Origin of the sequence: Undibacterium sp. SXout20W (genome assembly GCF_049340285.1) — a bacterium.
GTDB lineage: Bacteria > Pseudomonadota > Gammaproteobacteria > Burkholderiales > Burkholderiaceae_D > Undibacterium.
This window is the reverse complement of record NZ_JBMPPH010000010.1, coordinates 42,635-64,522: the sequence shown is the minus strand read 5'-3', so window position 1 is coordinate 64,522 and position 21,888 is coordinate 42,635. Positions and strand designations below refer to the sequence as shown.

Genomic DNA, 21,888 nt, shown 5'->3' with positions numbered 1-21,888 from the left:
TATTTAATAAAATATTCAATCCAAAGATTTTTATCTCGATTTATTTCTTTTTACTACCGAGACGGCTTTCTTTTCCTGCCATCAAATTAGTAATATTTTGACGATGGCGATAGATCAGTAAACAACTCATGATAAATACCGCCAGCAATTTCACATCTGGACCAAACAAAAGACCGTAATATAAAGGGGCGAAAATCGCTGCAATCAGCGCCGCCAGTGACGAATAGCGAAACGCATAAGCGATCACAACCCAAGTCACTAACGTCGCGACACCAAGCCAAGGATTCAAACCGATCAAGACGCCAGCGGCTGTTGCGACTCCTTTTCCGCCTACAAACTTAAAAAATATCGGCCATAAGTGACCAAGAAAAACAGCAATTGCAACCGCTGCGATACTGCCGTCATCAAGATTAAACTGCGTTGCATATTTTGTCGCCAACCACACCGCAAACCACCCTTTGACTGCATCGCCCAATAAAGTCAACACCGCCGCTGCTTTATTTCCACTGCGCAAAACATTGGTTGCACCAGGATTTTTAGAGCCGTAAGTCCGGGGATCAGATAAACCAAATAACTTACTCACCACCACTGCAAAAGAGACTGACCCTATTAAATAAGCCACTACTGCTGCCAGAATAGTATTCATTTTTTTCCTTGATTAAGCATGAAGAAGAAAGATACTCCCCTCCAGTAATTTTAAATACCTCATTCACTGCATTGAGAATAAGGCTATTTAATCACATACTCCGTGATTTTTTATTTTTTACGACAATATATATAACGGGTGAACCATGCGTCGCCAACACTCACTCTTCGATGGCGCACTCGACTGCTTTAGCTTGCAACAAGGAAACTAATACAGCCGGTGAAATACCGATCAAGTATCCGCGGCGTCCGCCATTGATATAAATTTTTGGCAGATCTAACACCGTACGCTCGACATAAACTGGCATCGCTTTTTTTGTACCAAAAGGCGAAGTGCCGCCGACCAAAAAGCCGGAATGTTTTTGTGCAATCTCTGGTTTACATGGCTCAACTGATTTGCACGAAATTTGCCGTGCCAGATTCTTGGTCGAGACTTTACGATCACCATGCATGAGGACGATGAGCGGTTTTGCTGCCTCGTCCTGCATAACCAGCGTCTTAATGACAGCATGCTCATCTACCCCCAATTCACGTGCAGATACTGAAGTTCCGCCATGATCTTCGTAGGCATACGGATGCTCAGAAAAATCGATCTTGTTTTTCCTTAACAATTGCGTTGCTGGTGTCTCGGATACGTGCTCTTTTTTTGCCAAAATTTATTCTCGTCAAGCTGAAAAAACAGAGGTGAATTATAGCTTCACTGATACTACAACAGAGATTTTTTGCTCATTTGACGTTAAATGTTGACCCGCGACGGCAAAAAAATAAAATGAAAAATGAAAATTTATTTCCTTTACGTGTCACAAGAATGCAACAAATAAATCTCAATTGGTAACTTAATGTTTCAGCGGATACACTTTATGGGCATAATGTAACTCAACTCGATTTTATGTATCACTACGTAAACCAATGCTACATCGAGTTCAATGTATGAAGGCCCGTTGACGGCACCGCGCACGAACCAAAGTGGTTCGAACAATCTTCGGTGCATTTAATAAAAATAAGTTATTTCTTTGGAGAAGTTGCAATGGTATTAAGAGAAAAAACGGTAGTTACTTCCGTAAAACTCGCTTTAAGCGTACTTGCAAGTACGCTGTGCGTTGCCAGTTTTGCTCAGGAAACAAGTGAATTAAAGATTCAAAAAGTTGAAGTTACCGGTTCAAATATCAAGCGTGCCGATAAAGAAGGTACGTCCCCAATTCAAACAATCACAGCCAAGGATATCCGTGATAGCGGTGCCACAACTGTGCTCGAATTGCTGAAACAGGTTCCATCGATGGGTGTTGGTGGCTATAACGATACGCCAGATCAAAACGGATTCTCAAAAGGTGTTGCGACAGCATCGTTGCGCGGTTTGGGCTCGACATCCACACTGATTCTGCTGAACGGTCGCCGCATGACGCCATCAGCATATGCGAATCCGAACAATGGACAATCCACGCTATACGATCTCAACAGCATTCCATTATCTGCACTGGATCGTGTAGAAATTTTTAAAGACGGTGCCTCAGCCGTTTATGGTTCTGACGCAATTGCCGGCGTCATCAACTTCATCACAAAACGTGACTATCAAGGTGGCGAAGTAACAATCAATGCCAGCGCCAATGGTGATAACCAATTCCGTCGCCAAAATGCGAATGGCGCAATCGGCTTTGGTGATTTAACTACAGATGGCTGGAACGTTTTGTTTGCTTTGGATTACTCCTCCAAGCAAGCGACGACAGAACGTCAAGGATCAAATGGTGTTCAAGCAGCGCAGTACGCCGACATGAACTATCGTCTGAATCCTTATAACAGTTACATTTCAAATCAAGCGTTTTTCTTCAGAGAAAAAACACCCAATTCAAAATCGTTTTACACCAGCGGTCCTAACGCCGTAAATCAATTGAATTGCGATCCATCACGCCAGCTTGTAGGCGGCCCGCAATATGGCATTACCAGCGGCTTGCTGTTAGGCCGGAAATTCTGTAACTATGACACGGACCAGTTTGTTGACGTTCAAGGCAAATCCGACGATGTCAATTTGATGTCTGTTGGCAATCTGAAAATCAACGAAAATCTCAGTGCTTTCGGTGAAGTGGCTTTGACAGATTCAAAACGTGTCTATCGCGCACCTGCCCGTACCATTCTGGGCACATCTCCAACAACTAACTTTTTAGTTGGCGGTCTGGCGACACCATTCCAGGCAATTTTACCAATCGGACATCCGGATAATCCATTCTCAGATGCCCGCGCAGCTGTAGGCTATCGTTTTGAGAACTTAAAAACAGGCACGGATCTTGAAAACCAAAATGCACGTCTGCTCGGTGGTTTCCGCGGCACGAATGCTGGGTGGGACTGGGAAACTGGCCTGCTGTGGAATCGCTCCAAGCGAATTGAAACTGCTTATGGATTCTTGTATATCCCGACTTTAAACAAGCTGATTAATCAAAATCGCTCTTTAGCATCGATCGCAGCAGATCCTAGCATTACACGTGATTTGACTAACAATGGCGTGGCACAAATTACGCAGTGGGATGCCAAGGCTAGTACGGAATTTGGTTCATTAGCAGGTGGTGCAATTGGTTTCGCTTCAGGCGTTGAATTCCGTCAGGAAAAATTAACGATTGCTCCGGATGCAGCAAATGCAAACGGCGATATTCTTGGTTTGGCAACAACGGCTATCGATGCGAAACGCAATGTTTCTTCTGCATTCGTTGAATTACGCACGCCATTCTTGAAAAATTTCGAGATGGACTTTGCTGGTCGTCTTGATAAATATCCAAATCTTAAAGCCAATTTTGTACCAAAAGTTGGCGCTAAGTGGACGGTCAACGATAGTTTGGCATTCCGTGGTTCGTATTCCGAAGGTTTCCGTGCTCCAGCGGTGTCCCAAATCGCTGCGGGCGGCGCACAGTTCTTTCTAAATGGTACGGTTGATCCAATTCGCTGCCCGAACGGTGTGAATCCTGCCCCTGGTGCGGACACGTCTGACTGCGCGAAAAGTATTTCCGGTGTCGGTGGTGCAAATCCTGATCTGAAACCTGAAACATCAAAAAGCTATTCTTTAGGTCTTGTTTTTTCTCCGACAAAGAATTTTGATGTCACAGTTGATGTATTCAAGATTCGCAAAGAAGGTGAAATCAGTCTGAGTAGTGCAACCTTCTTGCTGGAACATCCAGGCAACTATCCTGCGGATTATATCGTTCGTGATACCAACCCATTGAATCAATTAAAAGATGCCAATGGCAACCCTATCGCTGGAACAGGCCCATTGTTAGCGGTCAAAACACCTTGGGTTAATCAAGGTAGTACTGAAACGAGTGGTGTTGACGTTGACATGAAATTACGTAGCAGTCTGGGTGATTATGGCAATCTGAAAACCTCATTGAATACGACATATCTGATCTCGTATCGTCGTGCGGAACAACCAGGTGATGTGGAACGTAATGCTGTTGGTACGGCAGGTGGCCTGAACGATTGGTCAACATCCGTGGGTCCAATTCCACGCTTGCGTGCAACGTTATCTGCAAGTTGGGAAAAAGATGCGCATAATGTCGTCGCGTCGGTACGTTTTATCGATAGCATCTCAGAAGTGCGCCGCTACGATAATGCGACTACCTACCCAACACCATACTGCCACTATGGCTCAGGTCAACCATCCACGGCAACTAGCTTAGGTGGTGTGCCGAAGTACAACTCTTACTACCCTGACTGCCAGGTACCAACCTGGACAACTGTAGATGTTGGTTATACTTATTCAGGCTTTAAAAACCTGGTTCTCGGTGTCAATGTAGCCAATATTTTTGATATCAAAGCACCTTACTATCCTGCAGGTAATACATCGACAACAGTTCAGCAAGGCTATAACGCTGATCTGCACAACAATCTTGGTCGTTACTTCAGAGTTTCAGCGAAATATACATTCCGCTAATCTTCATGAAGTTGTATCGATTCTGCTGATGGTCAAAAAACGCCCCGCAATTATTTTTGCGGGGCGTTTTTTTATGCAGTACCTCGGGGGTGATGTTCGGCATGGAGTTTTTTGAGCCGCTCTTTAGCAACGTAGGTATAGATTTGAGTCGTAGAAATATCAGCATGGCCTAACAATAACTGAACAACGCGCAAATCCGCGCCATGATTGAGTAAATGGGTGGCAAACGCGTGGCGCATAGTATGTGGGGATAAATGATTGGTAATACCCGCTTGCGCAGCATACTTTTTGATTAGTATCCAAAACATTTGACGCGTCATCGCCCCGCCTCTTGCGGTGACGAACAACGCATCGTCGACTTGACCTTGCAGAATGATCGGACGCGCCTCTTTCAAATATTTCTCTAACCAGATACGTGCAATCTCTCCGAATGGAACCAAGCGGGTTTTATCACCTTTGCCGGTTACCCTTAGCACGCCTTCATTCAATCCCACTTCAATAGATTTTAAATTAACGAGCTCGGAGACCCGCAATCCACACGCATAGATCAATTCCAGCATCGTCCGATCACGTAGACCTAATGGACTATCATCCGGCGCATTTAATAAGGATTCAACTTGGGCTTCACTGAGTGTCTTAGGCAAGCGGGCGGCTTGTTTTGCGGATTTGAGTTTGCTGCATGGATTAAGAGCGACAAGATTTTGGCGCAATGCCAACAAATAAAACCGTTTAAGAACACTCAAACGCCGATTCGCCGACGTGGCTTTTGACGTTGTATGTTTGGCAGCAATATAGTCGCTAATATCGTGGTGTTCGACCTGATATAAATCTTTGGATTTTGTCGCTTGCAACCATTCTGCAAACAAACGCATGTCGCGGCGGTAAGCTTCCACTGTGTTTTTGGCAAGCCCATCTTCAAGCCACAGAATGTCGCAAAACTGATCAATTTGTGCAACCACCTCGTCTGCCAAGACGATAGGAAGTTCGGTCGGGTTCTTCGAGGTATTGTTTGCGATGCGCATGATAGCTGAACCGTCCGATCTTAGCGATAAGCCGAAACACCCTCGTGTGCGAGCAACCAACGTTTTACCCCAAGATGGAAGCCAGTTTCATCATCATGATGCGCAAATCCACCTAAACCTCCGGCGGCGGTAACACGATGACAAGGAATCACCAATGGATACCAGTTTGCACCGCAAGCCTGACCGACTGCCCTCGGCGCAGAACGAATATGCCTGGCGATTTGGCCGTAAGTAGCTACTTCGCCTCGCGGTACTGCAGAAATCGCTTGCCAAACCCGATGTTGAAACGCCGTGCCAACCGGCTTCATTGGCAATTGAAATCGATAGTCTGGGTTATCAAAATACGCGCAAATTTGTTCCATCACTTGCTCAGAGACACCATCCAACGGCGCTTTTTCTTTGAAGCGGGGAGGTAAATAGACCAGTTCAGCCAACTGTTGATCTTCTACGCGAATGCCCATCGCACCAAAAGGCGCATGCAAAATCGCTGAAAAAATGGTCGATTCATGGTCAGACATGATTTAACTTGGTTCTTGAAAGCTCATAGCATAGCGGATGGCGCAATTTTTGGGGAGTTTGGTTAGGCCTGTGGCAAATGTGGCAAATTGGCTTAAGAACAAAATTCAAACAATTGCCAAAAAGAAAAAAGGCGCATCCAAAGATGCGCCCTTAAAACATATCTCGCGTTTTCGGCTGTTTAGTTTTTGTGTAATCACATTAACTCAGCTTGTATTAAAAACGCGCGTCTCCTCAGTGAACGGTATGAGTACCGTTTTTTTGCACTACCGCCTTTTAATTCTGTTACCTGCATATTTCAAGTTAGGCCAGAATATAGCATGACCAAATACCAGTGACAAAAAAAAGCTACGTAAAACCACGCATCTGTTGCATATATGTAAAACACATTTACAAAGTGTGAAAATGTGGTAAACGGTTTCTTAAAATCATGAGCGATGCTTTAATTGCTCGATGGAAATAATAGCGTAAAAAAAACGTCGCTGTAAATTTTATTTACGCAAGGAAAATAAATAAAATTATCGTTTTAGCATTGATATTTATTCACGACAGAATAGGTCACTGAGCCGCTTTTATTGATTGCCAAATTTTGCAGCCTCTTTGTTAATGCTGGCAAACAAGTCTTTGCCAATTCGCGGCTCGACTTCTTTTTGTACTGGTAACAATGCTTTACGCCAGATATTTTTTTCCTGCTCGTTCAACACATAAATTTTGGTTTTACCGGATTTTTTGATAGCTGCCAGCGCCTTATCATTTTCTTGCTGCGCTATCGTGTTCGCATAAATGGTGGCTTCCGCCATTGCCTGAGTGAGTTGTCCACGAACATCTCCTGGCAAGCCATCCCAGAATTTTTTATTGACGATGACTGCGTAGCCGAGGTAACCATGACCAGTTAGGGTCAAATGCTTTTGCACCTCATGCATTTTTTGCGTATATAGGTTAGATGGCGGATTTTCAGTGCCGTCAACAAATCCGCTGTGCAGCGCTGGATACGCCTCCGAAAATGCCAAAACTTGCGGTATCGCGCCAAGTGTCCGCATTTGTGTATCGAGAACTTTGGAGGACTGAATACGCACCTTCAATCCCTTCATATCGGAAGGCAAGTGAATAGGCTTATTTGCCGACATATCTTTAAAACCATTATCCCAAAATGCCAGACCAATAATACCTTTCGGTTCTAGTTTTTTGAGTAAATCCCTACCGATCGGACCCTGTGTGACGCTATACAGCACTTCCTTTGATGGAAAAATATAAGGCACATCGAAAACTTCAAATTCTTTAATGCCAAGTGGCCCAAATTTGGCAAGTGATGGCGCCAACATTTGAACTGCACCCAATTGTAAAGCCTCTAATTCTTCTTTATCTTTATACAGACTGCTGTTCGGGTAAAGCTCAATTTTGACGCGACCTTGAGTCGCCTTTTCAGCCAACTCTTTAAAACGTTGAGCTGCTTCACCTTTTGGCGTGTCACTCGCAACGACGTGACTAAATTTGATAACGATGGGAGATTGTGCACGTACCTGAAGAGGCACTGTCGTGACGGCACATGTAGCGATGAAACAAAGTAAGGCGTTTTTTATTTTCACAACTGTCTCCAATGTAATTGCCAATTACATTGGCTGATTCATTATTCAGATTTAAAGTTTAACCATCAAGTGTGGAAAACCACAAGCATTGCGATTCGCCGTCATGTTTTTACAACTAGTGTACAAAGCACTTGTACATTAAACTGTAGGGCATGAAAATTTTTGATAAATCGCGAGCCTGGTCAAAAGAAAAGTGGCGCTGGATCATCCCGATCCTGTTACTTTCTTTATTTCTTGCCACGCTCATCTGGCTACCATTGCAAGCAAAAAGGATGGAAGCCAACGATCATCAAGAACAACTGATCGCGGATACTTTGTGGGTTGAGCACGCGATTCAATTTCAAATCGATAGAAATGATGAAATGCTGCGCCAGATTGGTGCAGACATTATCGGTTTAGGTTTAAAGCCGGCAGCAGTGATGGAACGCTTCGACCGTCTACGTAATAGCAATCGCGAAATTTCCAGCCTCGCCTGGTTTAATCACAAAAATGAGCTAGTCACCGCGAGCACGGATGACGGCCCCTCTGGCAAGCATGTGCCCGACCTACCTTACCAGGAATCAGGTGCTTTAGAATTTGACATCCGGACCCGCTGCTTTACGCCTACGCTCGATGACGAGTTTCCAAAGGCGGAAAAAAATTCCTATGTCATCAATTGCCAGATTCCTCTAATTAAAGGCAGCAGGCATTTTGGGCGCATTATCATTACCTATAGAGCGAATGGCATTTTAGAAGAATTGGTGCCGTGGTGGTTTGCACAAGACAATCAGATTTCGCTGGTTGATATCGACGATAAGATCTACGCCACAAGGGCGTCTGCGGGTCTGGGTAAAAATGTCTATACGCATAACCGAACGTTAGATTTGCCTGACTTACCGCTTGTATTACACACAAATAGCAATAAGAGTGAGCCGAAATTAATGGCTAACTTATTGGTGTCGGTCGTGATTCTTTTATCATTAGGCTTAATCTGGAGTCTTGCCGCCCTGTGGCGCGATATCAATCGGCGGCTGGCCACGGAAGGCGCCTTGCGGCAACAGGTGATTTTCAGAACGGCGATGGAGAATTCATTGGTGACAGGTTTGCGCGCCCGCGATATGCAAGGCCGGCTCACTTATGTCAATCCAGCCTTCTGCAATATGGTTGGCTTTCCTGCTGAACAAATTATCGGGCGCTTACCGCCAATGCCCTATTGGGCGCCTGAAGCGTTTGCTGAATATAAACAACGTTTTACAGAGCTGTTAGCCGGATCCGTTCCATCACACGGTTTCGAAACGATATACCAGCACGCCAACGGCACCAAGATATCGGTGCTGATTTATGAATCAGCGCTGATCGATGAAACCGGTCAGCAAACTGGCTGGATGAGCTCGATTCTTGATATTTCTGAACTCAAACATGCGCAAGAATTAACCCGTCAGCAAGAGGAAAAATTGCATGCGAGTGCACGCTTGGCCACCATGGGTGAAATCGCCTCCATGCTGGCACATGAACTAAATCAACCACTGGCTGCCATTTCTAGCTATACCACTGGCGCGATGAATATTCTGGAGGCGGATAGTGCGGACAAAAATCTCTTGCTGGGTGCATTAGCCAAGGTCAATACACAAGCGCAACGTGCCGGTCAGATTATTCGCAGCGTGCATGAATTCGTCAAAAAACGCGAAGCGACGCGAGAACAAGTGGATATTGTTGAATTGATACAAAACACCATGCCCCTCATAGAATTGCAAGGTCAGGCATCCCATACTTTCTTGCAATGGCTCCCTGGCAAAAAACTGCCCAAGGTGCTGGCCGATAAAGTTCTAATTGAGCAAGTATTATTAAATCTCACCCGCAATGCCATTGAGGCCATGCAAGAAACGCCGTCTGGTCAGCGCAATTTGCGGATACAGGCCAGCCTGGATAAAGACAATGATCACGTTGTAGTCGAAGTCGCCGATCGCGGCACCGGGATCTCGGAAGCGATTGCAGAACAACTCTTTTCCCCATTTTTTTCCACTAAGGCGTCTGGGATGGGCATGGGTCTGAATATCTGTCGTACCGCGATTGAGTTTCATGGTGGTAAACTTACGCACAGCAATAATCCTGCTGGTGGTACTATCTTCCGCTTCGTTTTACCTGTATTTCATGAGACTTAACGTGGCATTGCATTTGATCAAGTAGTCCCTATTTCACCTTACCCTCCTGACAATACACCGATGAATCAGGCAACACAATTGAACGATCAAGAGCCTTAAAGAAGCTGGGATGGCCTTGCGTTAGTCCTATAAGATTTTGGAGACACAATGCTACATATAATCGACGATGAAGATGTCATCCGTGATTCGCTGTCATGGCTGGCACGATCACGCCAAATCGCTGCGGTTGGCTATAGCAGCGGTGAACAATTTTTAGCTGCGCTGGCACAACCGCTCCGTTTTGATCAGGCCGGTGACTGCATTTTGTTGGATGTGCGGATGCCACAATTGAGTGGTATTGGCTTATTTGATTTGCTGTCGGAAAAAAAACTTACTAAGCGATTGCCGGTGATTTTTTTGACGGGCCACGGTGATGTGCCAATGGCCGTAGATAGCCTGAAACGTGGCGCGTTCGATTTCTTTGAAAAACCATTCAACGACAATAAACTGATGGATCGGGTGCAAGAAGCACTCGCGTTATCGCGTGAAGCTGGTCTCGCTGCGGCGGTACATGACAGGCTGGCCAGCTTGTCGGTAAGGGAAAAAGAAGTCCTGGATTTGATATTGCAAGGCAAAATGAATAAAGTTATTGCCGACCATCTTGGTATCAGTATGCGCACTGTCGAGGTGCACAGAGCGCATATTTTTGACAAAATGCAGGTAAAAACTGCAGTCGAATTAGCTGGCATCCTGAAATAACGACCAACAAAGGCTGCCGCTACGACTCTATAGCGACATCCTTTTATTTGAATGACATAAAAAATGCGGTGTTCGCCTTGGCGCCACCGCAAAAAATAAAGCCAGTCAGATGACTACGGGATAATGGTCGTGAATAGATATACCGCAAAGATCACCAGATGAATCGTGCCTTGCATAATCGTCGTTCTGCCTGATCCCAATGAAATCGTGCTAATTATCAGCGACAACAGCAATAACACGGTCGATTTGGCATCAATTCCCAAACTCAATTGCCAGCCCGTGACCAGTGAAATCACGGCTACCGCTGGAATCGTTAAACCAATACTCGCTAAAGCGGAACCCAATGCGAGGTTGATACTGGTTTGCAAGCGATTAGCACGTGCGGCGCTGAGTGCGGCAATTCCTTCGGGTAAAAGGACGATGATGGCAATAATAATACCCACCAAAGCTTTCGGCGCACCCACTGCCGCCACAGCGGATTCCAGGCTCGGTGCCAGGGATTTGGCTAGCAGCACGACAGCAATCAGACAGACAATCAATAAAACCGCGCTAGACCAGGCAACTTTGTTTGACGGTTTAGGTGCATGGACATCCTCATCGCTGACCGCCGTTTCAGGCAAAAAATAGTCGCGATGACGTACTGTTTGTACCAATACAAAGGTTCCGTACAGTACCAATGAAACGACCGCAATAAACGCTAATTGGCTCGAACTATAAAACGGCCCCTCAATCGTGGACGTAAAATTTGGCAAGACCAGCGTCAATACGGCCAATGCTGCCAGCGTCGCTAAAGAGGTCCGTGCTCCTTGCAAGCCAAAACTCTGTTCACCATGGCGTATGCCACCGAATAATAAACACAAGCCGATGATGCCAGTCAAAATCACCATAATTGCGGCGAATACCGTGTCACGCGCCAAGCCAGCCGTCGTTTCACCACCTGACAACATCAATGAAACAATTAAAGCGACCTCAATCAAAGTAACCGCCAACGCCAACAACAAGGTACCAAAAGGCTCTCCAATTTTATGAGCGACGACTTCGGCATGATAAACCGCAGTTAATACGCCACCAAACAAAGCGACCGTCAAAACGATGGCGTAAAGGCTACCCAAATGCAACAGTGCCCCACCAAGCGCCAGCCAGGCAAAAGCGGGAATAAAAAGGGACCAACGCGGTAAAATAGGGGTGATAATCATATTCACTTTCTTTTTTATAGAACGTAGGTGAAAAGTGCACTTGCTGCATCATCGATACGTCATTACAGCTTGCTTTAGATTGCTACCAGATTCCAATCGCCGAAAGCAATTTTAGCTGGGTTCATAAAATATAAGACTTCTTTGATTGCATATTGTTCAATAAATCAGCTTAAACCCTAGGATCCGTTGCCAATCGCGCATACAAAAACACATCGAAATACTCGTTGCCCCTGAATTCAGCGTCACGCAAAATACCTTCTTGTTGAAAGCCACATTGCAATAGTAACGTTTGACTGGCGGAATTTCCGGCGTCGACGCGTGCCTGCAAACGATGTAGTAACAATGTCGAGAAACAATGAGTCATTACGGCGTACAAACTTTCTTTCATATAGCCTTTTCGCCAATGTTCGGGAAGAAGCCAAAATGCCAACTCTGCACTATGCTGTTGTCGATCCCAGTCATGGATGCCGCAAGCACCGATCAATTGCGCTGGTGCGTCATATAGACAAATACCCCACCAGATGCCCACTTCATGATGAAAGATAAGTTCATACCAGTCTAGCAATGTCTGTGCTTCGGCAAGAGTTTCATAGGAGCAGCCGAGATGCTTCACAACGTATTCATCAGACATCGCTTTAAAGATTTGCCCTTTATCGGCATCTGTAATCCTTCGCAAATGCAAGCGTTGCGTGTTCAGATTTGGAAATACCGTGTTTACATGCATAAGGCGTTCCAAACATGAACACGATTCAGGTCAGGGACTTTATAATCACGTGCTAAGTTTTTACTGGAGTTCTTCATGAGTATTGCGATAAACGCATTCTTAAAAGCATTGATTGTCGTGCCGGTGACGGTATTGCCTATTTTAAATCCAATCGCCGTTGCACCGATTTTTCTATCCATGACGGGGCCGATCGATCCGGCGCTCTCTAACCGTCTGGCAAAACGAATTGCTTTGAATTGCTTCTTTCTATTAATGGGCGCACTTTTTATCGGTTCTTATGTGCTCGAATTTTTTGGTATTTCAATTCCAATTGTGCGTGTTGCAGGAGGGATAGTAGTTGGAATGACTGGATGGAAACTACTCAATGATCAAAGTCAGGATAAATTACTCAATTCCGTCGCAGCAACACATGGTGGAAACTGGAGTCGCGACGAATTGCGTCGTCGCAGCTTTTATCCATTCAGTTTTCCGCTCACAGTAGGACCAGGCACCATTGCCGCCTCGATCACTTTGGGTGCACAATTGCCGCACAAACCAGTTGATTTTTTGGTCACCAGTATTGCTTCTGCGTTAGGTGTGTTGCTGACAACCCTAGTAATCTATTTATGCTATCGCTTTGCTCGAAACATGGAAAAATTCCTCGGTGAAGTGGGAGCGACCGTGTTAATGCGCTTGTCGGCATTTATCTTGTTATGTATCGGTATTGCTATTGGCTGGGCTGGTATTTCCGACTTGCTTGCCGAACTCGCCGCACAATAATCGTCTCTTTATTTTCCGTCCGCATGGCAGGCACATGCCTCGCCGTGCGCAGCGGACACTAACTCATGCAAAATGCCGCACTCTTTGCCATGATGCCTGTCATCACACCGTGCTCGCAATTGGCTCAATTGCTTTTCTAGAGCTTTCATACTTTTCAAGCGTGCTTTGACGCGCGTAATCTGCTGGTCAATCAGCGTATTGATATCACCACAGTCCTCAATCGGACTTTGTATAAATGCAACCAAGCGTCGGATATCCGCTAAAGGAATATCTAAGGCACGACAATGACGAATAAACGATAATCGCTCTAAGTGCTCCGCCGTATAGCTTCGGTAGCCATTATCCTCTCGTGCTGGCGCCGGTAATAAATTCTGCTTTTCGTAGTAACGGATCGTTTCCAAATCGACGCCCGTGGCACTGGCAAGTTCACTGATACGCATCATCGACTCCAATCAAAACACCTAAAAATTGCTTTTCATCAACTTAGGAGAAGCATGTAATCACCATCCTGCATCTGCATTGTAGGCAGGGTAAAACCCGCGCGGTAGCGTTACCGATCAGAGATGGCGACTTTCTCCCACCCCACAAATCGCATTTAAATCTTATTTCTAATTTCCACTTGACCCTGTAGTAACTCCAGAGTCTACACTAGTTTTAAATTCTCAGATTTGGAACGACCATGACCCAAAATAGCGCCTGCTGCGACCACGATCACGACATTAATTCGCATCCACTCAGCCGTTCTAAGGCGCCGCACGCGTCTGGGCATGATCATGAGGACGATCATGAGGACGAGGACGAGCACGAACACGAGCACGAGCATCAACACAACAACCAACAGCCGGTAGAACAACACCGCGGTGATGCCCATCACGATCATGCAAAGATACATGATCACGGGCATGATCACGGGCATGATCACGGGCACACCCACAAGCACGACCATCAACATGCTCATGCCTGTCGCCACGATCATGCCCACGGCGCCGCCTCAGTCTCACAGAAAGCAGTCGTGCCTGCGGACGCCAAACGGATGCGTCTGCATATTGCAGATATGGATTGTCCAACTGAAGAAGCTTTGATCCGTCGCTCTTTGACAGGGATGCCGAAGGTTTTGGGTTTGGATTTCGATTTATTAAATCGTATCCTCACCGTCCACCACTACCAGCAAGACCCGGTTGAAATTCATGAAAAATTAAAAGATCTGGGCATGTCCGGTACCGAATTGGCTGCGGGAGAAACAGCCAGCGCACCAGCAGCGCCAAGTAAAAGCCGTTACTGGAAAGTCGGCTTTGGCATCCTGGCGGCGGCAGCGGCCGAAATCACTGCCTTGATCACTGGCACCGACGCTTCAATTGTAATTGCCTTTTTATCAATTGTTGCAATTCTAGCCTGCGGCATTCCCACACTCAAAAAAGGTTGGATTGCTTTACGTCACTTCACGTTAAATATTCACTTGCTGATGACGGCCGCAGTGACCGGTGCGTTAGCGATTGGTCAATGGCCAGAAGCGGCGATGGTCATTTGCTTATTCGCAGTGGCTGAAATGATTGAGGCAGCCAGCTTATTGCGGGCCCGTGACGCCATCAGTGGTTTGCTCGCGCAAGCACCAGAAACCGCCTTAGTGCAGCAAATTGATCAGAGCTGGAAAGCGATCGCGACCACTGAAATTGACGTTGGCGCTTTAGTACAATGTCGTCCTGGCGATCGCATTGCATTAGATGGCATATTGGAAACGGGTCAATCACATGTCAATCAAGCAGCGATTACCGGCGAGAGTATTCCCGTCGAAAAACGTCCGGGCGACATCGTTTATGCAGGTACGTTAAATCAATCTGGCGCAATCCAGATTCGCGTATCTGCAGCAGCTGACTCAACCATGCTGGCAAGAATTGCCCAATCAGTTCAAGAAGCCCAAAGTCAACGCGCACCGATGCAGGGCTTTGTCGATAAATTCGCTGCCATTTATACACCCGTTGTGTTTGCGTTCGCATTATTGATGGCGATTGTACCGCCATTATTCTTCCAGCATGCCTGGCATGAAAGTCTGTATCGAGCCTTAGTATTACTGGTCATCGCTTGTCCTTGTGCACTGTTGATTTCAACACCGGTAACGATCGTTAGTGGTTTAGCGCTGGCGGCGCGGCGCGGTATCGTCGTCAAAGGTGGTTTATTTCTGGAGCATGGTCGCCAACTAAAAACACTGGCTTTCGATAAAACTGGCACCCTGACAGAAGGCAAACCCCGCCTGAACCGCACAATCAGCGTGAGCAAGTACAAAGATAGCGAGATTTTAAGACTGGCTGCCAGCATTGATGCCCATTCCAGCCATCCGCTCGCGCACGCACTGGTCGACGCTTGCACAGACACCTTGTCGCCAGCAGACGATATCGGCTTGTTAGAAATTGGTCGTGGTCGCGGCGTTACGGGTCGCATCCAGGGTGTAGAGTTTCAATTAGGGAATCGTGCCATGATCGATGCACTTAACATCGTTTTACCTGATGACAAGCTGCAACAATTAAACCAACAAACGCAAGAATTAGAAAAAAGCGGTAATACCGTGATTTTCTTATGCGCTGATAAAACTGTGCTGGGATTATTAGCGATCGCTGATCAGGTCAGAGCCTCTGGCAAACAGGCGATCGCCGAATTGCACGCGCTTGGTATTTCTACCCTGATGCTGACAGGTGATAACGACCACACTGCACAAGCAATCGCCGCGCAAACCGGCATTACCGATGTACGCAGCCAATTATTGCCGCAAGACAAACTTGAAGCGATAAAACAACTTGCAGATCAAGGAGTAACGGGGATGACTGGGGATGGCATCAATGACGCCCCAGCGTTGGCACGAGCCCATATTGGTTTTGCGATGGCGACTGGTAGCGATACGGCACTGGAAACAGCGGATGTAGCGTTAATGCAAAACGATCTTCGTAAATTACCGGAATTTATTCGTATCTCACAAAAAACCAGCACAATTCTCTGGCAAAACATTATTTTTGCACTGGCAGTGAAATTTGTCTTCTTTGCATTAGCCCTGAGCGGTCACGCAAGTTTGTGGATGGCAGTTTTCGCCGACACCGGCACCAGCCTGCTGGTGGTGCTCAATGGTGTGCGGCTACTGACTTATTCGGACTCGTTATCAGCTGCTCGCTGAGGTGTTTCGTTGATCATTAATGCGTGCTCAACCTGGCTAGATCCATCACCCATGCGGCTTTGCCAGGCGCGCAGAAAATAACCGATTTCTGCTGACGTCGGCGCAACATGCCAGATGACCATCAAGGTGCCCTTGTGATCGTGCAGTTTTGCCAGTTTTTCTATGCATTCAGTATTGTGGTCAAGGTCAGCTAATCCTGCAGCATATCCATACACGCGGCTCAGGCGGTCAAGGCGATCCGGTTCCGTTTCGCTATTAGTGGCGGAAATCTTCGGGTAATCCAAAAACATAATGCTATCTCCATCGTGTGGGTGTGCTTTATTCTATCCGAAGCAATTGCTAACGGCTACGTTTTTCCCATTTGCATTCTTGCCTTGCCAACACTTTGTTTTGCTGATCTACCGTTTCCAGGTAAATATCAAAACCCCAGAGGCGTGCTACATGTTTCAACATTTCTCCAGTGTGTGCATTAAGTGGTCGACGCAAATATTGCGAATGACGCAAGGTTAATGCGCGATCGCCCTGCATATCTACCGACCAGACCTGAATATTGGGTTCGCGATTTCCCAGGTTATATTGCCCGGCCAACTGCTGGCGAATGTAGCGATAGCCATTTTCATCATGAATCGCTGAGATTTGCAGCTTGTCTTTACTGTCGTCATCCAAAATGGAAAAAAAGTGAAATTCTCGAATCAGCTTAGGAGAAAGATACTGAGAAATGAAGCTTTCATCTTTAAAATTACGCATCGCAAACTGCAATGTCTTTTGCCAATCGCTACCGGCTATATCGGGAAACCATTCGCGATCTTCCGCTGTCGGGTTTTCACAGATACGGCGAATATCACGCATCATGGCAAAGCCCAATGCATAGGGATTAATCCCAGTAAAATAGCGGCTAGATACAGGAGGCTGATAAACCACGTTGGTATGGCTCTGTAAAAATTCCATCATAAAGCCTTCGCCGACAACGCCTTCGTCATAAAGTTGATTCAGTATCGTATAGTGCCAGAACGTCGCCCAGCCCTCATTCATGACTTGCGTTTGTCTTTGCGGATAAAAATACTGCGAAATTTTACGAATTATGCGGACAATTTCGCGTTGCCACGGCTCCAACAGAGGCGAATATTTTTCTATAAAGTACAGTAAATTTTCTTGAGGCTCTTGTGGGAAGCGACGTTCCTGTAAATTTTCTAACACTTCTGGACGTCGTGGAATCGTCCGCCACAAGTCATTGACCTGCGATTGCATATAGCTTTCTCGTTCGGCCTGACGTTCGCGTTCTTCCTGCAAAGAAATCCGCGCTGGTCGTTTGTAGCGATCAACACCATAATTTTGCAGCGCATGGCAGGAATCAATTATCAGTTCAACTGCTTCTGCGCCATAGCGTTGCTCACACTGAGCAATATAATTTTTGGCAAAGACCATGTAATCAATGATAGCGTCGGCATCGGTCCAGGTCCGAAACAGATAATTCCCTTTAAAAAAAGAATTATGCCCATAGGCAGCATGCGCAATCACCAGCGCCTGCATGGTCAGGCTATTCTCTTCCATCAAATAGGAAATACAAGGATTGGAGTTAATCACAATCTCATAGGCTAACCCCATGTGGCCGCGCTTATAATTTTTTTCTGTCGATAAAAAATGTTTACCGAAGGACCAATGGTTATACGAGACGGGCATTCCGACGGAAGCATACGCATCCATCATTTGTTCAGCAGTAATAATTTCTAATTGATTGGGATACGTATCCAGGCCAAAATTCTCAGCGACGCGACGAATTTCTTCATGCGCTTTTTCGATCAGCTCAAACGTCCACTCCGATTGCTCGGGTAAGGCATTGGGATGTTTTAATTTGGGCGTGTCATGTACGGTTTCCATGATGAACCTCAATTCGGCTGTTTTTTGAATAGTTCTCTGAACACCGGATAAATGTCGGCCGGAGATTCTATTTTCTGCATTGCAAAATGTGCATGGCGCGCGGCGACCTGCTCATATTCCAGCCATAAATTTTGTGGTTCACCTTCGGTAATCTCAACATACGCATAGTATTGCACCAACGGCATCACTTTATTGATCAACAATTCGCGGCACATCGCTGAATCGTTGTCCCAGTTATCGCCATCAGACGCTTGTGCAACATAGACATTCCAATCACCCGCAGCGTAGCGATCTTGTATCGTTTGCGTCAACAAATTTAATGCAGAGGAGACGATCGTTCCACCTGATTCTCGCGAATGAAAAAATGCATCTTCATCGACTTCCTGTGCCGTTGTGTGGTGGCGGATAAAGACGACTTCAATTTTTTCGTAAGCGCGGGTTAAAAATAAATAAAGCAAAATGAAAAACCGCTTTGCCGTGTCCTTTTTTTTCTCATCCATTGACCCGGACACGTCTAACAGACAAAACATCACGCACTGGCTCGCTGGTTTGGGTACTTTGATACGATTGCTATATCGCAAATCAAAAGGATCGAGAAAGGGAATTGCTAACAATCGGGTACGCAGATGATGAATTTCATGTTTGAGTACAACGACACGCTCATCCGTCATCGGCACGCCAGTTTCCAGCAAAGCGGACAATTCTGTTTCCGCTTCTTTTAAGCGGCGTGATGATTTCCCACCAACGGCAATCCTCCGTCCCATCGCTCCCCGCAACGACCTCAATACATGTAAGCTCGATGAAGTACCTGTAGTTTTATAACCTGCCCTCTGGCTTTTGAAGTCGGTCGTCGACGTCAATTGAGTTTTGACCATGTTGGGGAGTTCAAGATCTTCGAAGAAGTAATTCATGAATTCTTCGCGACTCAACTGAAAAACGAAATCATCCTCAGCCGGATCTTCACTATTTCCACCCTGCCCTTTGCCATTCCCCCCGCCGCCACCTTTGGGGCGCGCGATCTGATCACCTTTTTGGTACTCTTCGTTACCAGGTTGCACGCCCTCCCACACACCGCCATGCGCATGACCAAAGTTCGGTTCGTTGACATCCTTGACTGGAATAGAAATACTTTCGCCACTCTCGATATCGGTAATCGATCGCCCTTTTACTGCACGCGCAACCGCGTCTTTAATCTGGCCTTTATAACGACGTAAAAAACGTTCGCGATTTGGGGCAGATTTATTTTTTCCTTGAATACGTCGGTCAATCAGATGAACCAAAATGCTCTCCCGTTTGCCCTTAACCCGCGTAGAAAACGATCTCATCAAACCTCAGTTTTCTGAGAGATTAGCGGGCGCAATGACTCACTTTCAGTCAATATTATCGAGTCAAGGGTACGCCCGTTGCCAATCCAATATCAATAGATCTACGCTCCGAATTTTCAACCTATCTACGATGATTTCCTGACGCGTAGATACCATTCGCACAGCAAGCGAACTTGTTTGGCGGTGTAACCCTTACTCACCATTCGATCAACAAATTCTTGATGCTTGTTCGCGTCATCAGCACTTGCTTTGGCATTAAATGAAATCACTGGCAATAGCTCTTCCGTATTCGAGAACATTTTCTTCTCAATTACTGTGCGCAATTTTTCATAACTAGTCCAAGCAGGATTTTTTCCTGCATTTTGCGCTCTGGCCCGAAGTACAAAATTCACGATTTCGTTACGGAAATCTTTCGGATTAGAGATCCCTGCAGGCTTCTCGATTTTCTCCAACTCATTATTGAGAGCATCCCGATCAAAACTTTCACCGGTATCGGGATCACGGAACTCCTGATCCTGTATCCAGAAATCGGCGAAGGTTACATAACGATCAAAAATGTTTTGTCCGTATTCGGAATAGCTTTCCAGATACGCTGTCTGAATCTCCTTTCCAATAAATTCAGCATAGCGCTGCGCCAGGTATTCTTTAATATAGGACACGTATTTCTGTTCTATTTCCGGAGCAAATTGTTCGCGTTCGATTTGTTGCTCAAGCACATATAACAAATGCACTGGATTCGCCGCAACTTCTGTATTATCAAAGTTAAAGACCTTGGACAGAATCTTAAAAGCAAAACGCGTGGAGAGGCCATTCATTCCCTCGTCAACGCCAGCGTAATCGGCGTACTCTTGATGTGATTTAGCTTTAGGATCCGTGTCTTTAAGGTTTTCACCATCATAGACAAGCATTTTGCTAAATATACTGGAATTTTCTGGTTCTTTTAAACGCGATAAAACCGCAAACTGCGCCATCATTTTTAAGGTACCCGGCGCACACGGTGCGGCGGTCAATGATGAAGTGCGAACGAGTTTTTCGTAAATCTTAATTTCGTCGCTGATGCGCAGGCAATACGGTACTTTAACGATGTATATGCGATCTAAAAATGCTTCGTTGTTTTTGTTATTTCTAAAGGTTTTCCATTCTGACTCATTTGAGTGCGCCAAAATCACACCTTCAAATGGTATTGCACCAAAGCCCTCGGTACCTTTGAAATTACCTTCTTGTGTCGCCGTCAATAATGGGTGCAGGACTTTAATTGGAGCCTTAAACATCTCGACAAATTCCATCAGACCTTGGTTTGCCAGACACAAACCACCGGAATAGCTATAGGCATCAGGATCATCCTGCGCATACTCTTCCAGTTTGCGGATATCAACTTTGCCTACTAAAGAAGAAATATCCTGATTGTTTTCATCGCCAGGTTCGGTCTTTGATACGGCAATTTGCTTAAGAACAGATGGATATCGTCGAACCACCCTGAATTGATTGATATCGCCATTAAACTCATGCAGACGTTTTACCGCCCAAGGGCTAGGAATACCCTTGAGATAACGACGCGGAATACCAAAATCTTCTTCCAGCAAAGCACCGTCTTCATCTTCGCTAAATAGCCCAAGCGGAGATTCATTCACAGGCGACCCTTTAATGCAATAAAAAGGGATTTTTTCCATCAATACCTTGAGCTTTTCGGCAATTGAGGATTTACCACCGCCAACGGGACCTAGCAAGTAAATAATTTGTTTGCGCTCTTCCAACCCTTGCGCGGCGTGACGGAAATACGATACCACTTGTTCTATGACTTCTTCCATGCCATAAAACTCACGAAATGCCGGGTAGATCTTGATAATTTTATTCGAGAAGATGCGTGATAGGCGCGGGTCGTGGCGGGTATCAACTAATTCCGGTTCGCCGATTGCAGCTAATAAACGTTCAGAAGCACTGGCATAGGCAAGCTTGTCTTTTTTACAGAGCTCAAGATATTCCTGCATGGAATATTCTTCTTCACGAGTCCGTTCATACCTTGCAGCGTAGTTGTCAAAGATGTTCATCCTGACCTCCATGGTTAAGCAATCACATGCAAATACCGAATGGTACTGGCGACACATATGCACTTAATTTGGTATGCCTGCCAGCACACTACGAGTTTAGTGTAGATGAATTTTGAGAATTATGTTGGTTAAAATAATTCTTTTCTCAAAATCACTAAAAATGACAAAAATCCATGATAATAAGAAGATGTGCTAAAACACAATGGATATCAAAAACACGCTGAAAATGTTTTTAAA

Annotated in this window: 17 protein-coding genes; 5 read left to right on the top strand and 12 right to left on the bottom strand. The window is 45.7% G+C overall.

Features of this window, described 5'->3' with window-relative positions; translation table 11 throughout:
- Positions 1 to 40 precede the first annotated feature (40 nt).
- Both plsY and ybaK read right to left on the bottom strand, forming a co-directional pair.
- Positions 41 to 646, bottom strand: coding sequence for a glycerol-3-phosphate 1-O-acyltransferase PlsY (gene plsY, locus ACO0K1_RS07670; protein WP_423024365.1), 606 nt, complete (start codon positions 644 to 646; stop codon positions 41 to 43).
- 160 nt (positions 647 to 806) lie between these two features.
- Complete coding sequence (gene ybaK, locus ACO0K1_RS07665; RefSeq protein WP_423024437.1) at positions 807 to 1,301, bottom strand: Cys-tRNA(Pro) deacylase; 495 nt, start codon at positions 1,299 to 1,301, stop codon at positions 807 to 809.
- 371 nt (positions 1,302 to 1,672) lie between these two features.
- Here ybaK and ACO0K1_RS07660 point away from each other — a divergent pair, with 371 nt between their 5' ends.
- Positions 1,673 to 4,558 carry a TonB-dependent receptor plug domain-containing protein gene (locus ACO0K1_RS07660; protein WP_423024363.1) on the top strand — a complete coding sequence of 962 codons (2,886 nt, stop codon included), beginning with the start codon at positions 1,673 to 1,675 and terminating at the stop codon, positions 4,556 to 4,558.
- Between the two features lie 71 nt (positions 4,559 to 4,629).
- Here the strand turns inward: ACO0K1_RS07660 and xerD are convergent, their stop codons facing one another.
- The 3 genes from xerD to ACO0K1_RS07645 all read right to left on the bottom strand — a co-directional run bounded on the left by xerD (position 4,630) and on the right by ACO0K1_RS07645 (position 7,682).
- Entirely contained in the window at positions 4,630 to 5,580 is a 951-nt protein-coding gene (gene xerD / locus ACO0K1_RS07655; protein ID WP_423024361.1) for a site-specific tyrosine recombinase XerD, read from the bottom strand.
- Between the two features lie 20 nt (positions 5,581 to 5,600).
- Complete coding sequence (locus ACO0K1_RS07650) at positions 5,601 to 6,098, bottom strand: methylated-DNA--[protein]-cysteine S-methyltransferase (RefSeq protein ID WP_423024359.1); 498 nt, start codon at positions 6,096 to 6,098, stop codon at positions 5,601 to 5,603.
- Between the two features lie 570 nt (positions 6,099 to 6,668).
- Entirely contained in the window at positions 6,669 to 7,682 is a 1,014-nt protein-coding gene (locus tag ACO0K1_RS07645; RefSeq protein ID WP_423024357.1) for a TRAP transporter substrate-binding protein, read from the bottom strand.
- 152 nt (positions 7,683 to 7,834) lie between these two features.
- On the opposite strand from ACO0K1_RS07645, the gene ACO0K1_RS07640 reads away from it, so the two are divergent.
- Both ACO0K1_RS07640 and ACO0K1_RS07635 read left to right on the top strand, forming a co-directional pair.
- A complete protein-coding gene (locus ACO0K1_RS07640) occupies positions 7,835 to 9,823 on the top strand; it encodes an ATP-binding protein (protein ID WP_423024355.1) in 1,989 nt (662 codons plus the stop codon).
- 147 nt (positions 9,824 to 9,970) lie between these two features.
- Positions 9,971 to 10,561: a response regulator transcription factor gene (locus ACO0K1_RS07635; protein ID WP_423024353.1), complete on the top strand. Its 591-nt coding sequence runs from the start codon at positions 9,971 to 9,973 to the stop codon at positions 10,559 to 10,561.
- Between the two features lie 113 nt (positions 10,562 to 10,674).
- On the opposite strand, the gene ACO0K1_RS07630 is transcribed toward ACO0K1_RS07635, so the two are convergent.
- Both ACO0K1_RS07630 and ACO0K1_RS07625 read right to left on the bottom strand, forming a co-directional pair.
- Positions 10,675 to 11,757, bottom strand: coding sequence for a calcium:proton antiporter (locus tag ACO0K1_RS07630; protein ID WP_423024351.1), 1,083 nt, complete (start codon positions 11,755 to 11,757; stop codon positions 10,675 to 10,677).
- Between the two features lie 169 nt (positions 11,758 to 11,926).
- Positions 11,927 to 12,481 (bottom strand): GNAT family N-acetyltransferase, encoded by a 555-nt coding sequence (locus tag ACO0K1_RS07625; RefSeq protein WP_423024349.1) that lies wholly within the window; start codon positions 12,479 to 12,481, stop codon positions 11,927 to 11,929.
- Between the two features lie 75 nt (positions 12,482 to 12,556).
- Between ACO0K1_RS07625 and ACO0K1_RS07620 the strand changes: the two genes are divergently transcribed.
- The gene (locus ACO0K1_RS07620) at positions 12,557 to 13,240 is read left to right on the top strand and encodes a MarC family protein (protein ID WP_423024347.1); all 684 of its coding nucleotides are present in this window, start codon (positions 12,557 to 12,559) and stop codon (positions 13,238 to 13,240) included.
- An 8-nt stretch (positions 13,241 to 13,248) separates the two neighbouring features.
- On the opposite strand, the gene cadR is transcribed toward ACO0K1_RS07620, so the two are convergent.
- On the bottom strand, positions 13,249 to 13,680 hold the full coding sequence (cadR, locus tag ACO0K1_RS07615; protein WP_423024435.1) for a Cd(II)/Pb(II)-responsive transcriptional regulator: 432 nt from the start codon (positions 13,678 to 13,680) through the stop codon (positions 13,249 to 13,251).
- 239 nt (positions 13,681 to 13,919) lie between these two features.
- On the opposite strand from cadR, the gene ACO0K1_RS07610 reads away from it, so the two are divergent.
- Complete coding sequence (locus ACO0K1_RS07610; RefSeq protein WP_423024345.1) at positions 13,920 to 16,400, top strand: heavy metal translocating P-type ATPase; 2,481 nt, start codon at positions 13,920 to 13,922, stop codon at positions 16,398 to 16,400.
- Here the strand turns inward: ACO0K1_RS07610 and ACO0K1_RS07605 are convergent.
- From ACO0K1_RS07605 to ACO0K1_RS07590, 4 genes are all read right to left on the bottom strand, one after another.
- On the bottom strand, positions 16,370 to 16,690 hold the full coding sequence (locus ACO0K1_RS07605) for a hypothetical protein (protein ID WP_423024343.1): 321 nt from the start codon (positions 16,688 to 16,690) through the stop codon (positions 16,370 to 16,372). The genes ACO0K1_RS07610 and ACO0K1_RS07605 overlap by 31 nt on opposite strands.
- A gap of 49 nt (positions 16,691 to 16,739) precedes the next feature.
- Positions 16,740 to 18,278, bottom strand: coding sequence for a SpoVR family protein (locus ACO0K1_RS07600; RefSeq protein ID WP_423024341.1), 1,539 nt, complete (start codon positions 18,276 to 18,278; stop codon positions 16,740 to 16,742).
- An 8-nt stretch (positions 18,279 to 18,286) separates the two neighbouring features.
- Complete coding sequence (locus ACO0K1_RS07595) at positions 18,287 to 19,558, bottom strand: YeaH/YhbH family protein (RefSeq protein ID WP_423024433.1); 1,272 nt, start codon at positions 19,556 to 19,558, stop codon at positions 18,287 to 18,289.
- Between the two features lie 170 nt (positions 19,559 to 19,728).
- Positions 19,729 to 21,651: a PrkA family serine protein kinase gene (locus ACO0K1_RS07590; protein ID WP_423024339.1), complete on the bottom strand. Its 1,923-nt coding sequence runs from the start codon at positions 21,649 to 21,651 to the stop codon at positions 19,729 to 19,731.
- Positions 21,652 to 21,888 lie beyond the last annotated feature (237 nt).